Source organism: Mucilaginibacter sp., assembly GCF_039921305.1.
In the GTDB taxonomy this organism is placed as follows: domain Bacteria; phylum Bacteroidota; class Bacteroidia; order Sphingobacteriales; family Sphingobacteriaceae; genus Mucilaginibacter.
Window position 1 is genome coordinate 1 of sequence record NZ_JBDSCA010000040.1, and the last position, 14,960, is coordinate 14,960.

The window sequence follows — 14,960 nt, forward strand, 5'->3', positions numbered from 1 at the left end:
AGCAAGAGCAGAAGATTTCTCTCTCGTACCCTGCCTGCCGGCAGGCAGGGTACGAGAGAGAAATCTTCTGCTCTTGCTTGGTATAGGCCATGCAGGGGCAGACTTTATATTACGCAAAAAATTTCTCCTGCCGTCGAAATGACATTAATTATTAGTCGTACGCTCATCACTCACCAAATGCCCGCCTTTAATACGGATTATCCGTTGGGTTTTGGATGCCAGTTCCAAATCATGGGTAACCAGAATGAGGGTTGTGCCTGCTTCACGATTGAGGTCGAACAGTAGTTTCACCACTTTTTCACTGGTTTCGGCATCAAGATTTCCGGTAGGCTCATCGGCAAAAAGAATCTTCGGCTGGTTAGAGAATGCCCTTGCCAGTGATACCCTTTGCTGCTCACCACCCGATAATTGCGCAGGGTAATGATGGCCGCGTGATGCAAGCCCTACTTTATCCAACAGATCTAAAGCCCTGGCTTTGATGTTCTTTTCGCCACGCAACTCAAGCGGAACCATTACATTCTCTAAAGCGGTGAGGGTTGGCAATAGCTGGAAGTTTTGGAAGATGAAGCCTACATATTGGTTACGTACCTGCGCGCGCTGGTCTTCTGTTAAGCCATCCAAACCTATGCCGTTTAATTCTACAGCGCCACTGCTGGAGCGGTCAAGCCCGGCGCAAAGGCCAAGCAGGGTTGTTTTACCGCTTCCGGATGGGCCCACTATGGCGGCTGTTGAACCTGCTTCGATATCGAAATTGATATTATGTAATACCGTTAGTGGCTGGCCGCCGCTTTGGTAAGTTTTGCTGAGGTCTTTAATATTCAGAATAGTTTCCACTCAATGTTTTGGAATGTGGGCAGGGTTGTTGTAATTTGCCTTGCCCGGTTAATCAATAATTAAATCGTTCTAAAATAGCTTTATAGCTAAACTTAAATGTCACCGGGATGTTTAAAAAAAATCGGTCCTATTACTCATTAGAAGACAAATACATGCATAAGTTACAATATTTCACCCTCTTTATTATCATCGCGTTAAGCAGCGCCTGCGGCAACTCCAAAACGGCATCAAGCGAAAGCGATACCACAGCCACCAAAACAGTATCAGCGCAAGCCACAAATACCAAAACCATTTTATTTTTTGGGGATAGTTTAACGGCCGGCTATGGATTGGAAGACCCGCAATCAGAAGCCTTCCCGGCATTGGTGCAGGGCAAAATAGATTCGCTCAAACTACCTTACAAGATTGTTAACGGAGGTTTAAGCGGCGAAACATCAGCAGGTGGAAAGGGCCGCATTGATTGGCTGCTGCGCCAAAAAGTTGATATTTTCATTTTAGAGCTTGGCGCGAATGACGGCCTGCGCGGCTTACAAACCGATGAAACCGCTAAAAACCTACAGGCTATAGTTGATAAGGTTAAAACCAAATACCCCAACGCCAAACTAATTTTAACAGGAATGATGGTTCCGCCAAACATGGGTGCCGATTATGCTAATGCTTTCAAAGCGATTTTCCCGGGGATCGCCAAAAAGAATAACATGGTATTTTTACCTTTTCTGCTCACTAATGTTGCTGGTATAAAAGATTTGAACCAGGCTGATGGCATACACCCTACCGCTAAAGGCGCTAAGATTGTTGCGGATAATGTTTGGGGTGTGTTGAAGGGGGAATTGTAGTTAAAGGAGAAAACAAATGCCTGATAAAGAAGCAACATTCAGCCAAATTATTACACAGCGCATCGTTATAAATGCAGCTACTTCAAAAATTTGGGAAGCCCTCACCAACCCCAGAGTAATGAATAAGTGGATGTACGACTCAGAAATTGATATCATCACCGATTGGAAAGTTGGGCATGCAATATCGATAAGCGGGGATTCGTACGAATCTCGTTTTGAAAACAAAGGCATTGTATTGCAATTTGAACCTGAACGATTCCTTCAATATAATCATTTAAGTTCGCTGTCAAATCTTCCCGACAAGGTAGAAAACTATACCGTGATTGGATTTACGTTAACACCAGCACAAAACCAGACGGCTTTAGTGCTCACTCTGAGTAACTTCCCAACAGAAATTATATATAAACACTTTGCCTTTTACTGGGCCGGTACTCTTGGCTTACTTAAAACGCTGTTGGAACAGTGAACTTGTACTTAATGAAATGCTTGTACATTTAATTGAGCGATTCGATATCAAAATCGGATATCCAAAATAAATCTCAAATTTCTTGTAACCATTTTATTTTACCCAAGTTTCCAATACAACTAACGACAAAAACAACAAGGCAAATTGAATACGCTGACTGATAACGCCATTATGCTGAAAGTAAAAACAGGAGACCTGGATAGAATGGGGCTTTTGTTTGAACGGTACAACCGTCAGCTTTACGGCTTTCTGTTTCACATGACTTACAAGCGGGAAGCCGCCGAGGATATGGTGCAAATGGTGTTTTACAAGATGCTGAAGTACAGGCACACGTTTACCGGAGATGGTGAGTTTATACACTGGATGTACTCGATAGCGAGAAATACGATTATTGATGAGGCCAAGAAGAATAAAAAGCATAGTCAGCATGATGTAGTTGACGACCATGCAGACAGGATACCGGGAGGCGTTGATACCGCCGACCAGATTGATAAAAAGGAACAGAAAATAGAATTGCACAGGGCAATGAGCAAATTGAGTGACGACCAGCGGGAGATATTAACGATGAGCCGTTTTCAGGAACTGAAACACCAGGAGATAGCCCAGATCATGAACATTACCGAAGGTGCCGTAAAGGTGAGGGTTCACCGGGCCATGTGCGAGTTGAAGAGCATTTATACAAAAATGATAAGCTAAACAGAAAGAAAGATGAAATGTGAGCAATACAGAGATCTGTTTACAGATTATATAAACAAAGACCTCAGCATCGCCGAAAGGCAAAACATGGAGCAGCATTTGGCAACCTGCCCGGGCTGCGCAGAAGAGCTACAGGCTATGGAATCCATCTGGAATATGATGGGTACGGTGGAAACGCCGGAGCCATCGGCAAATTTGCAGGTGAAATTCCAAGCCATGCTGAACACTTATAAAGAAGAAGTTGCCCAGCAACAACCCAGCGCATGGCAGGGCCTTAAAGATAGCTGGAGCCGTATTTGGCAAATGCAGCCGCAATGGCCAATGGCTTATAACCTGGTGATATTGGTTATTGGTTTCGGCGGCTTTTGGTTGATGAATCAGAAAGGCGGCACAGCCAAACCACAAGACGACCAGTTACAAGCACTTAATAAAGAGGTGCATGAGTTAAAGCAAACCATGATGCTATCGTTATTGGAAAACCCGTCCGCGTCAGAGCGCATCCGGGGTGTGAGTTATACGCCCGAAATTAAACACGCGGATAAGGAAGTGATTGACGCCCTGCTCGCTACTTTAAATAACGACCCTAATGTGAATGTTAGGTTAAGCACGCTGGATGCCCTTACCCGCCTGGCTAATCATGCCGAAGTTAGGCAGGGCTTAATAGCATCTATTGTTCAGCAGGATTCACCACTGATGCAATCGGCCATTGCGGATCTGATGCTGAAGCTACAGGAGAAGAAATCTATCAAACAGTTTAAAGAGTTACTGAAACAAAAGAACCTGGATAACGGGGTTCGTGATAAGATCAGTCAGACCATTAAAACGTTAATTTAAACCCAAACATAATCATGAAAAACGCAAAATTATTAATTCCGCTAATTGCGGGATGCGGGCTGTGCCTTGTTCAATTAACCGCCGCCGCTCAAGATTTTAAAACCCATATCAATAAAGAGTTTACCCTTAAAAAGGCTGCTAACGCTACTGTGGTTGGCATATATAATATATCCGGCTCTGTAAAGGTTGAAGGCTATAATGGCGATAAGGTAATGATAGCCGTTGACCAAACCATTACCGGCAATACCCAGGCAGATATTGAACAAGGTAAAAAAGACTTTAAGCTCAACTTTGATCAAAATGCAGATACCATTATGGCCTACATCTCGGAGCCCTGGAACACCAAACCACACCCACGCGGCTGGCATTATGATAGTGACGAGGTGCATTACCGGGTACAGTTGGATTTTGTGGTAAAGGTACCCAACAATGTTAACCTGAGCGCATCAACGGTAAACAATGGCTTAATTGATATCGACAACGTATTCGGAAAATTGGATGTGCGGAACGTGAACGGCGCTATCGAAATATCAAATGCCAAAGGTGTTACCAATGCCACTACCGTGAACGGGATGGTTAACATTAATTACCTCACCGTTCCGCCGGATGCGTCAACCTACAAAACCATCAATGGTAAAATGACCATTAGCTACCCCGCCAATTTATCGGCAGATATGCAATTTAAAAGTATGAATGGTGCTTTTTATACCGACTTTGAAGAAGTAGCTGCCCTACCGGCAACAATTACCAAGGCTACCGATAAAAGATCTAACGGAACTGTATATAAGCTGAATAAAGATATGCAGGTACGTGTAGGCAAAGGCGGCAAGCTATTTAAATTTGAAACCCTTAACGGGAACATATATATCAAAAAACAATCCTAATTAATTAAATTTACAACAAAATCATGAAAGCGATAAAATTTACAGGCTTGGTATTAGCCGCAGCGCTGTTATCCGTAAAGGTAATGGCACAAACCGAAGAGTTAAAAGTACCCTTGACCGATCCGGGTAAACCCTATAAATTGAGTGTTGGTTTAGTAAGTGGTTCCATCACCATTACCGGGTACAGTGGTAAAGAGATCGTTATAGAAGCATCCGGAGATGCGGGTTCGAGAAGAAAACACGAAGACAGGGACGAAGCACGCCAAGGCGGAATGAAACGCATTAATAGCAATGGCGGTTTAGATATTACCGCTAAAGAGAAAAACAATACCGTTACCATAGGGTCAGATATTCCGATGAGGAACACCAACCTCAATATCAAAATCCCGCAAGGTGTTACCAACCTCAAAATTGAGTGTGTTAACAGTGGCAACATTACGGTAAGCAATGTGAGTGGCGATATAGAAGCTACGAACATCAATGGCAGTGTATTCCTGAATGATGTATCCGGCTCTGTAGTGGCCAGCAGCGTGAATGGCAATGTAAAGGTTAGCTTTAAAAGTATTGACAGTAAAGCGCCAATGGCTTTTTCTACCCTGAATGGCAATGTTGATGTAACCTTCCCGGCTAATTTAAAGGCCAATGTTAAGCTCAAATCAGACAGGGGTGGTATTTATACCGATTTTGAGATCGACGCCGATAAAGACACCAAAGTGAACAAAAGCGCTAAAAATGGCATGTACCGTTTAACTATTGACGAAACCGTAACCGGCAAAATTAATGGCGGCGGCCCCGATGTGATGATGAAAACCATGAATGGCAGCCTGTATTTGCACAAGGCAAAATAACATGAATGCGATATTGGGATGTGTTGATATCCATAATTAACACATCCCATTCACCGAACCGGGCATGATCCACTCGCTCAAATAACCCTACCTCCCAACCTATTTCCCGATGAAAACATTAAGCATGGCTTTATTGACCAGATGGATAACTTTTGCCCATATTTTAGCGCAAGCTCAAACACCAGCCGGCAAAATTAGCGGTGTGATTGTAGGTACCGATCAAAAACCTGTTGACGGTGCAAGCATCACTTTGCTAAACGCCCAGGATTCCACAACAGTAAAAACCTTACTGGGCAATGTAAATGGAACTTTTGCTTTCAACAATTTACCAGGTGGCAACTACCGGTTAAAAGTAACCATGCTGGGCTATCAAAACTATAAAAGCGGATTGATCAGCATCGGAGATAAACCCCTTGTTACTTTACCCGCTATTGTACTCCAACAAACCAGCAAAGCACTTAAAGAGGTAGCCGTAACCGCGCAGAAGGATTTTGTTGAACAAAAGATAGATCGCACCGTAGTTAATGTTAACGCGCTCATATCAAACACCGGGGCAAACGCTTTAGAGGTTTTAGAGAAAACACCGGGAGTATTGGTAGACGAGAATGGCACCATCAGCTTTAAAGGCAAAAGCGGGGTAATGATACTAATTGATGATAAACCCACTTACCTTTCCGGCGATAATTTAGCCAGCTACTTAAAAGCCATGCCCGCATCGTTGCTCGATCAGATAGAATTAATGAGCAACCCGCCCGCCAAATACGAAGCTGCAGGCAACGCGGGTGTGATCAACATCAAAACCAAAAAGTCAAAAACCCAAGGTTTTAATGGCAGCCTGGCCGCCAACATTGGTAAAGCGGCATACTGGCGAACTAATGAAAGCCTCACCTTAAATTACCATGTAGATAAGGTGAACCTATTTGCCAACCTGGGCTATAATCTTTTTAATAACTACCGCCAGTTAGAAGTTACAAGGCAATACTTTAGCCCTGGCGGCGCCTTAACATCAGCTTACAACGAGAGTGCCTTTTTTCATCCCAAAAACTATAACAAAATCGCTAAAATTGGAATGGATTATTACGCATCTCCCCAAACCACAATTGGTTTTGTATTGACGGGGTATCATCTAAAAGGTGCCACACCTAACGCCGTTAGCAGTGTTTTGAAAAGCTCATCAGGTGCTATCGATTCAACCATTCTGGCACAAAACAAAAGCATCAATAATTTAAAGAACGGAGGCCTAAACCTAAACTACAATCACAAGTTTGATAAACCCGGCACTGTACTGAGCTTTAATCTGGATTATTTAAAGTATGATAATGTTGTAGATCAAACCTTTGTAAATAACACCTATTTAGCAAACGGTACCTTAGCAAACCTGCAGATCATTACAGATAACCTGCCCACAAGCATCAACATATACGCCGCAAAAACCGATTACTCGCAAGCGTTGCCAAACAAAGGTAAACTGGAAGCCGGCCTTAAAACCAGTTTTGTAAATACCGATAACGCGGCCAATTACTTTAACGTGGTGAACAACATCAGCACCATAAATTACAATAACACCAACCGCTTTTTATATAACGAGAACATTAACGCCGCGTACCTAAGCTTTAACCAGGAGTACAAACGCTTTAGCATACAAGCCGGTTTACGTTTGGAGAACACCAATATCACAGGTCACCAATTGGGTAATGCACTGCGTGGCGATAGTAGTTTTATACAACATTATACAAATGTGTTCCCTACCGCGTATTTGCTTTATAAATTAGATACAGCGGGTAAACACACGCTCAACCTATCATACGGCAGACGCATTGGCCGCCCCTACTACCAGGATTTGAACCCCTTTATAACCATCATTGATAAGTATAGTCAGTTTGAGGGCAACCCGTTTTTGAGGCCACAGTTCTCATCAAACTACCAACTAACCTACAGTTACCGCAGCATCTGGTCTATAGCGTTGGAGTATAACTACGTAAGCGATTACCAAACAGAATCAGACATACAGCGCGATGGTATATTTATGGCAACCAGTGTTAACCTGGGCCAAAGCGTTTTCTATGGTATTAACAGTAACCTTACATTAACCCCATTTAAATGGTGGAATTTCCATCTGTATTTTCAGCTAAGCACCAACCACGACAAAGGCGATATCTACCAATCTTATCTTAATATAAAGCAAACCAGTTATAACATCAATAACATTAACCAGTTCACCTTTGGCCGCGGATGGAGCGGCGAGCTAACCTACTATTACCTATCGCCAACCCAAAGCGCTCAGTTTACACACATCTCACGCGAGCAGGTAAACGCGGCCATTCAAAAAAAGATCCTCAACAACAAAGCTGCTATAAAACTAAGCGCGAGGGATATTTTCAGGGGCAATTTCTCGGCTGGTGACATTACCAATATTCCCAATACTAAAGCCACCTACTATAACGATTTTGCTAACCGGGTGCTCATATTGGGCTTTTCCTACAGCTTTGGCACATCCTTAAAAAGTGACAAGAAACATGATAGTAATGTAGATGAGCAAGGGCGTGTGAGGTAATATTGCAGATTATAATCCCCCTCGGGGGGGATAAAGTAAGATATTTCCGAACAATATCTGGAAACACATTGCATTGTGCGATAAACGCGTTCCCCTATCTCAAATATACAAAAAAACAAGCCGGTAAACAAATGCAGCATTCATCAAAAATAAATTTAAACTTTTTTTAAAAAATCAAATATCTAATAATCAATAACTTAATCCGATAAAAACAGATACAAACTGCAAAATAAGTTTATTAACTGTAAATACAGTTGTAAAACTGATAAATAAGTTTTATGTTTGTTTTATGGAAGAGTTAACCAAAACCGAAGAACGCATTATGCAGGTACTATGGGACCTGCAATCGGCATTTGTAAAAGATATCATTGATAAGCTGCCCGAACCTAAACCACCCTACAACACCATATCATCAGTAGTGCGCATACTCGAGAAAAAGGGTTACGTAGGTTACAAAGCCTATGGTAAAACTTACGAGTATTTCCCCCTTATCACCAAGCCAGCTTATCGTAAGCACTCATTCGGAAAACTGTTTACCGAGTATTTTGATGGCTCGGCAGAAAGCCTCCTCTCCTTTATGGTCAAAGAAGAAACTCTGAGTCAGGACGATATCAACAATATTAAAAATCTCATCAATAAACAATAAGCACCTATGGAATTATTCATCTACCTGTTGAAAGTAACCGGCTGCACAGCGGCTTTTTACCTGGTGTATTACACCCTCTTCCGCAAGCTTACCTTTTTTAGTTTAAACAGGTGGTATTTGCTGGCCTCTTTGCTCGTCAGCATGCTTATCCCATTGCTGCATATCAGCGTGCAAACCACCATCCCCACCCCCGATGTTAAACCAGTAATAATTAATACGGCTACCAAAACCATCGAATTCGTTGCCGATCCGGTTATACTCCAACAACCCCTTGTTCAACATATCAATTGGGAATCTATCGCGGTTTATGCTTATTGGATTATTGCTGCATTGTTATTAATCAAACTTACCATAACCCTTGGCGGGATAATTTACAAAGGCATTAAACATGGTAAACGCCAAAACGGCTACCGTTTGGTAAATGGTATCCCAGCCAATAACTCCTCGTTTTTTAATTACATCTTTTTAAATGATAATCACCTGGATATTATAGAGCAGGAACAAGTAATTACGCACGAATTAGTACACGCCAAACTCATGCACTCGGCCGATAACCTGTTTACCGAAGTTTTAAAAGCATTGTTATGGTTTAACCCTTTTGTGTACCTGTATTCTAAAGCTCTTCACCAGGCTCACGAGTTTGAAGTAGATAGCCATCTGGCTGATCGGTATAATTCAAAAAACTACGCCAGTTTACTGCTCAAGCTATCCATGCCGGCAAACGTAGGCATCAGCAACCAGTTTAGTGCTTATGGCTTGAAGAGCCGTGTACAAATGCTTTTCAAATCAAAATCGGCAACAGCAAAAAAACTAGGCTATTTATTAATGCTGCCCATAATAGCGTCATTGGTTTATTTTTTAGCTGTAGATAAGGTATACGCTTACAGCGAAGATACCAGCCTCAATAAAAACTTTGTACTGGTACTGGATGCCGGGCACGACGGTAAAAGCGGAGCTGGGGTGGGTAGCGTTTTAGAAAGCGATATAGCCCTTACTATGGTTAAACAAATTAAAGCCATTGCCGAAGAGCGCGGCATTAAAACCGTATTAACCCGTACAGATAATACAGCTGTACCTTTGGCAGAGCGTAAAAGCGTGCAAGGCGATGCCTTTGTATCGGTGCATGTAAATGCGGTAAGCGGGGAAATGCCAGCCTCTGCAACGGGTATGATGGTAGTAACCGACCGGAATCCAAAACCGGAAACACAGAAATTAGCTACCGCTTTGATAGGCGAAATGCAGAAACTAAACGGCATTACCATGAGCGACAAGGTGTACCACCAGGGCGTAGGCGTATTGCGCGACAACAAGACCCCGGCTATTTTGATTGAACTTGGCTACCTGACAAACAAAAATGACTTAAAATACATCACAGACCCTCAAAACCAACACAACATTGCCCAAAAATTTGTCGATGCTATCCTAGCCTACAAAAAAGCCGCCCAGCCTAAAAACAGCGGTGCAATTGTTAAACCCGATACGGGCCTGCATGTTAAGGTAAACGTAGCCTTTGTACCACATACATGGGGAAAGGCCCAGCCAGCACAAACCGTGACAGATACAGTAAAGAATGCCAGGGGTAAAAGTATTTCAGACACACATAAATCTACATCCCTTAATATATCTTGTTCGGCAGATGATCTGAAGGCTGGTGAAGTTAATTTATACGCTGATTTTTCGCATGTTCGAATTATCTCCAGCGATTCTTCCGCTTCAAAACGTAACGGAGATGTGGTGATCTACAATGCCAACTTAGTTACCGGTAAGTTTAATATTAAAGCTAAAACCGTTCGGTATAACTTAAGTGATAGTATAGTATCGGCAAGTGGCAAAGTGCACATTACAATTACAGATAATAACATGGTTCAAAAGCCGTATTCCACTTCAATGGTTATCGATACGCTTACCATTGATCTGAAAAACCACCCGAAGAAAAAAATATAGCTATCCCCTACCAAACAAACGAATAGATCCGGGTTTCGTTTTTCAGCCACAGGTTAAACACATCCAGATCTATTTCTTTACCCGTAGCATCAAATTCAAAACTGGTTTGGGTATCCTGGCGGGTTTCCTTAAAGTTGCGGGCCTTGATGTTGAGTTCGCTTAGCTTGGTTTTAAACTCGCTGTTATCAAAATCGCCTTTGTAGCTAATGGTATAATTGCGGTGCTGAAATCGCCTGTCGATGTATTCCTGCAGATATTCCATCAGCGATAATATCACCAGCGAGATCACCAATGCTAATATTGAGATGGTATACTCGCCAATACCGATCAGCATACCCAAAGCAGCTGCTATCCAGATTGTTGCGGCGGTTGTTATCCCCGAAACGGAAAACCCGTTACGGAATATTACGCCTGCACCTAAAAAGCCAACGCCGGTAATAATATTGGCCGCAATACGGTCTTCATTATCAGGGAAACCCAGTTTGTAGGAGCAAATGGTAAATATGGTTGAGCCTAAACAAATAATTGCCAGCGTGCGGAAACCGGCTGGCTTACGCCTGATCTCGCGCTCCAACCCAACCAAACAACCCACAAAAGCGGAAAGCAGGAGCTTTAGTACTTCTTCGGTATAATGTATATCGTTTGGATTGGCCATATTTTATACAAGTATAAATTAAATTATGGAAGATGTGTTCTCTATGTAAGATGTAATAGGTAAGATGGAAGATGTGTTATTTTAATTATGAAGACTTACATCTTCCATCTTACATCCTTCAAATACATCTACCATCTTACCTATTACATCTTACATCCTCTTCTATCATCTTACATCAAAATTTATTATGTTTGGTGTATAACTGTATTTCATGAAAACCAATAGAAGCAAACTTATACTTGCCGGCGTAATATTCTTGGCCTTTGGCCGGCACTATGCAAGCCATGCGCAAACCACCCCGGCTAACGATCCCGTATTTCAAAATCTGGACAAATCTGTTAACCCCGGTACCGATTTTTTTCATTACGCCAATGGTACCTGGTTAAAAAATAACCCCATCCCCCCCGCCTACTCAAGCTGGGGAATTGGTAATGTGGTGAGCGAAGATATACGCACACGCCTCAAAAAAATTAACGAGGATGCCATGAAAGCCAATGCGCCCAAAGGCACCAGCACCCAAAAAATAGGCGATTTTTATTTTAGCGGACTAGACAGCGTAAACATTGATAAGCTTGGCATTACCGCCGTTAAAGAGCCCCTGGACAGGATAGACCAGATCAAAGACATCAACAGTCTGCTAAGCGTTGTCGCTTACATGAACACCATTGGCGCACGCACATTTATAAACGCGGGTGTTGGCCAGGATGATAAAAACAGCGCTAAAATGATGCTACAATTGGGTCAGGGTGGTTTAGGATTGCCCAACCGCGATTACTACTTTAAAACCGATGCCCGTATTACCAAGATCCGTACAGATTATGCTGCAAAATATTTGCCTACCATGTTCAAACTATCGGGTTATACCGATGCGCAATCGGTAACGGCGGCAAAAAGCGTTTTCGCGATAGAAACAGCTTTGGCCGATAGCAGCCGCAAACTGGAAGACCTTCGCGACCCATATCACAACTACAACAAAATGCCGGTAAGCCAATTTAACAAACTTACCCCCAACATTAACTGGAACGTAGTTTTTTCCAACATGGGCATACCTAATGTTGATACCATTATAGTTGGCCAGCCAGAGTACTATGTAGCCGTTAATAAATACCTCAACACGTTTACCATTACCGATTGGAAGGCATACTTACGCTGGAAGGTACTAACATCATACGCTCCGTTTTTGAGCAAAGATCTGGACCAGGAGAATTTTCGCTTTACAGGAACAGTTTTAGCGGGCCGCAAAGTGCAGTTACCACGCTGGAAACGTGTGCTGGATACCGAAAACGGCATTATGGGCGAATTATTGGGCCAGCTATTTGTGAAAGAATACTTCCCGCTAAAGGCAAAACAGCGTTATACCGATCTGGTTGAAGCGATAAGAGCATCCTATCGTGAACACATCGAAAAATTAGATTGGATGAGCCCCGAAACCAAGCAAAAAGCTTTGCTTAAATTAAGCACCATTCACCCCAAGGTTGGTTACCCCGATAAATGGAAAGACTTTAGTAACCTGAGCATCGACCGCGGCTCATACGCCGTTAACGTGATACACGCGCGCCATTGGGCTTATTTAAACAACATTAATAAGTTAGGTAAACCTGTTGATCATACCGAGTGGAACATGACACCACAAACTTATAACGCCAACTATAGCCCGTCAAACAACGAGATCACGCTGCCAGCGGCCCAATTTATTATCCCGGGTATTAAGGACGAGGATATTGACGACGCGGTGGTTTACGGCTACTCGGCAGCATCAACCATCGGTCACGAAATTACCCATGGTTTTGACGATGAAGGTCGCCAGTATGATGCCAAAGGCAACCTGAAAGAATGGTGGACAGCAAGCGACTCGGTTAAATTTACCCAACGCGCGCAAATGCTTGTTGATCAATTTAACAGCTACAAGGTTTTAGATAGCCTGCACGTAAACGGCAAAGCCACCTTAGGCGAAAACATTGCCGACCTTGGCGGGATAGTTTTAGGTGTTGATGCCTTTAAAAAAACCAAACAATATAAAGACGGCAAAACCATAAATGGCCTCACGCCTATACAACGCTTCTTTTTAGGCTACGCCATAGGCTGGCTGGGTCAGCAACGCGACGAAGAATTAGCAGGCCGCATAGTTACCGATGTGCATGCCCCCGGCTTCCTCCGTGTGAATGGGCCGTTTAGCGATGTACCCGAATTTTACGAAGCATTCGGCATTAAAAAAGGCGATGCCATGTGGATAGACCCGGATAAGCGGGTAAAAATTTGGTAGAGGCCCCCCAGCCCCCTAAAGGGGGAGCTACTATGCAAGTTCCTAATTATAAAACAAGAAAACCGGCACTTGCCGGTTTTCTTGTTTACAAATATTAATAATTCCTCCCCCTTTAGGGGGTCGGGGGGCTTTAATACAACCCCGTTAAAGTAGTTTTCAACTCTTTTACTGATGCTTGCGTTGTTTTGTCGCTGCCTTCAAATAAGGTTCGGGCGGTGTAGCTTTGGCCGTAAAAATCTTTATTGGCCTTGGCATCTATATCCAGTTTAGCACCGTTAATACTGATACCGGCAAACAAACCACGGCTGCGTGAGTACGAATATACTTCGGCTTCCAGTTTGTAATCGGTATTGGCTGATGAACTGCGGCCAACCGGTCCGGCTGCGGCCGATATATCCCCGCCAAGGGTAAAGCTGCCTGTACCTATGCGGTGCAAAGTATTGGTGCTTTTAACCACCAGCACCAAATCTACAGATTGAACACCTGCCTGTAAACCAAAGCTACCGCCTGTTAAGGTAACAAATACAGGGTTACTCCATTTACCATCGGCAAGTTTAGCCATGGCAATACCTTTACCGCGTTTACCACCAATTACCAAACCAGCGTTAATCAATTTAGGAATAATGATAATGCCATTGGTTTTTTGAAGCATATCGCGCGGGATGCTTTCTTTCATTTTTCCAAAATCGCGAAGCACGCCGGTGGCATCTTCTACTTTATCAAGCTCTTTATCCTGGATAGTGGCCGAGGTTAGCATTAAGCCTAATCCCAAAAGGAACATAGCCGGTAACCTGAATAATTTTAAATTTTTCATTACATTTATGTTTAGTAGGTAACCAATACTAACACAAAATGAAGGGGAAGGTTTGAGATTTAACAATAGTTAACGTTAAGACCGCTTTGTCATTTCGATGAACAGCGTTTGGGAAAAAGCATTGGGATGAAGAGAAATCTTCTGCGCCCTATTGTAGGTAAGCGACATTCTACAGGATATTCAGCACGCTAACCGTTTGTTGCAAAAGATTTCTCTTTCGCAACAACGCACATTCCAGCCCAGCTCTATCTAAATGACATACAACACATTAAGCACTCTATTACTCATCAAAAAAATCGATGATTGAACCGAAATACGCGTCGTTCCAGCCATCAACAATATCAGCATAATCATCATCCGGAATATTGGTATGCCTAAGTTCAATAGAAGTATCCTGCTTATCCGCGTGAAGTATGATAGTTACGATGGATGCCTCCGCCTGATCGCCAAAGTACCATTGCTGAACGATCTTTTTATTCTCGATAAACTCCAGGTTCTTTCCCGATATGCTGCCGTCCCACATAGAAAACTCACTGCCTGGTTCAGTGCTCATTTCGGCAACCTCGCCTGTCCATAATTGTATGGTGATGGGGTTGGTTAATGCCAGGTAGATCTCTTCGGGCGTGGCAGATACGCTGTAGTATTTTTTAAAGTCTTTCATACGGGAATGATACAGGCAGCAAATT

Annotated in this window: 14 protein-coding genes; 10 read left to right on the forward strand and 4 right to left on the reverse strand. The window is 42.9% G+C overall.

Annotated elements, in window-relative coordinates:
* Positions 1-144 precede the first annotated feature (144 nt).
* Positions 145-834 carry an ABC transporter ATP-binding protein gene (locus ABIN91_RS11285; RefSeq protein WP_348051206.1) on the reverse strand — a complete coding sequence of 230 codons (690 nt, stop codon included), beginning with the start codon at positions 832-834 and terminating at the stop codon, positions 145-147.
* Positions 835-986: 152 nt separating this feature from the next.
* Between ABIN91_RS11285 and ABIN91_RS11290 the strand changes: the two genes are divergently transcribed.
* From ABIN91_RS11290 to ABIN91_RS11330, 9 genes are all read left to right on the forward strand, one after another.
* The gene (locus ABIN91_RS11290) at positions 987-1,670 is read left to right on the forward strand and encodes an arylesterase (RefSeq protein WP_348051207.1); all 684 of its coding nucleotides are present in this window, start codon (positions 987-989) and stop codon (positions 1,668-1,670) included.
* 16 nt (positions 1,671-1,686) lie between these two features.
* Positions 1,687-2,136, forward strand: a complete 450-nt coding sequence (locus tag ABIN91_RS11295) for an SRPBCC domain-containing protein (RefSeq protein ID WP_348051208.1) — start codon at positions 1,687-1,689, stop codon at positions 2,134-2,136.
* A 144-nt stretch (positions 2,137-2,280) separates the two neighbouring features.
* On the forward strand, positions 2,281-2,832 hold the full coding sequence (locus tag ABIN91_RS11300; protein ID WP_348051209.1) for a sigma-70 family RNA polymerase sigma factor: 552 nt from the start codon (positions 2,281-2,283) through the stop codon (positions 2,830-2,832).
* Positions 2,833-2,844: 12 nt separating this feature from the next.
* Positions 2,845-3,666, forward strand: a complete 822-nt coding sequence (locus ABIN91_RS11305) for a zf-HC2 domain-containing protein (protein ID WP_348051210.1) — start codon at positions 2,845-2,847, stop codon at positions 3,664-3,666.
* Between the two features lie 14 nt (positions 3,667-3,680).
* Positions 3,681-4,550: a hypothetical protein gene (locus tag ABIN91_RS11310; protein ID WP_348051211.1), complete on the forward strand. Its 870-nt coding sequence runs from the start codon at positions 3,681-3,683 to the stop codon at positions 4,548-4,550.
* 23 nt (positions 4,551-4,573) lie between these two features.
* Positions 4,574-5,398 carry a DUF4097 family beta strand repeat-containing protein gene (locus ABIN91_RS11315; protein ID WP_348051212.1) on the forward strand — a complete coding sequence of 275 codons (825 nt, stop codon included), beginning with the start codon at positions 4,574-4,576 and terminating at the stop codon, positions 5,396-5,398.
* 109 nt (positions 5,399-5,507) lie between these two features.
* Positions 5,508-7,952 carry an outer membrane beta-barrel protein gene (locus ABIN91_RS11320; protein WP_348051213.1) on the forward strand — a complete coding sequence of 815 codons (2,445 nt, stop codon included), beginning with the start codon at positions 5,508-5,510 and terminating at the stop codon, positions 7,950-7,952.
* 289 nt (positions 7,953-8,241) lie between these two features.
* Entirely contained in the window at positions 8,242-8,598 is a 357-nt protein-coding gene (locus tag ABIN91_RS11325; RefSeq protein ID WP_348051214.1) for a BlaI/MecI/CopY family transcriptional regulator, read from the forward strand.
* A gap of 6 nt (positions 8,599-8,604) precedes the next feature.
* The gene (locus ABIN91_RS11330; RefSeq protein WP_348051215.1) at positions 8,605-10,542 is read left to right on the forward strand and encodes an N-acetylmuramoyl-L-alanine amidase; all 1,938 of its coding nucleotides are present in this window, start codon (positions 8,605-8,607) and stop codon (positions 10,540-10,542) included.
* 7 nt (positions 10,543-10,549) lie between these two features.
* Here the strand turns inward: ABIN91_RS11330 and ABIN91_RS11335 are convergent, their stop codons facing one another.
* Positions 10,550-11,197 carry an MgtC/SapB family protein gene (locus ABIN91_RS11335; protein ID WP_348051216.1) on the reverse strand — a complete coding sequence of 216 codons (648 nt, stop codon included), beginning with the start codon at positions 11,195-11,197 and terminating at the stop codon, positions 10,550-10,552.
* Positions 11,198-11,408: 211 nt separating this feature from the next.
* Between ABIN91_RS11335 and ABIN91_RS11340 the strand changes: the two genes are divergently transcribed.
* Positions 11,409-13,460, forward strand: a complete 2,052-nt coding sequence (locus ABIN91_RS11340) for a M13 family metallopeptidase (RefSeq protein WP_348051217.1) — start codon at positions 11,409-11,411, stop codon at positions 13,458-13,460.
* Between the two features lie 130 nt (positions 13,461-13,590).
* Here ABIN91_RS11340 and ABIN91_RS11345 read toward each other — a convergent pair whose 3' ends face one another.
* Both ABIN91_RS11345 and ABIN91_RS11350 read right to left on the reverse strand, forming a co-directional pair.
* Positions 13,591-14,274, reverse strand: a complete 684-nt coding sequence (locus tag ABIN91_RS11345) for a lipid-binding SYLF domain-containing protein (protein ID WP_348051218.1) — start codon at positions 14,272-14,274, stop codon at positions 13,591-13,593.
* Positions 14,275-14,554: 280 nt separating this feature from the next.
* Positions 14,555-14,935, reverse strand: a complete 381-nt coding sequence (locus ABIN91_RS11350; RefSeq protein ID WP_348051219.1) for an SRPBCC domain-containing protein — start codon at positions 14,933-14,935, stop codon at positions 14,555-14,557.
* Positions 14,936-14,960: the final 25 nt, after the last annotated feature.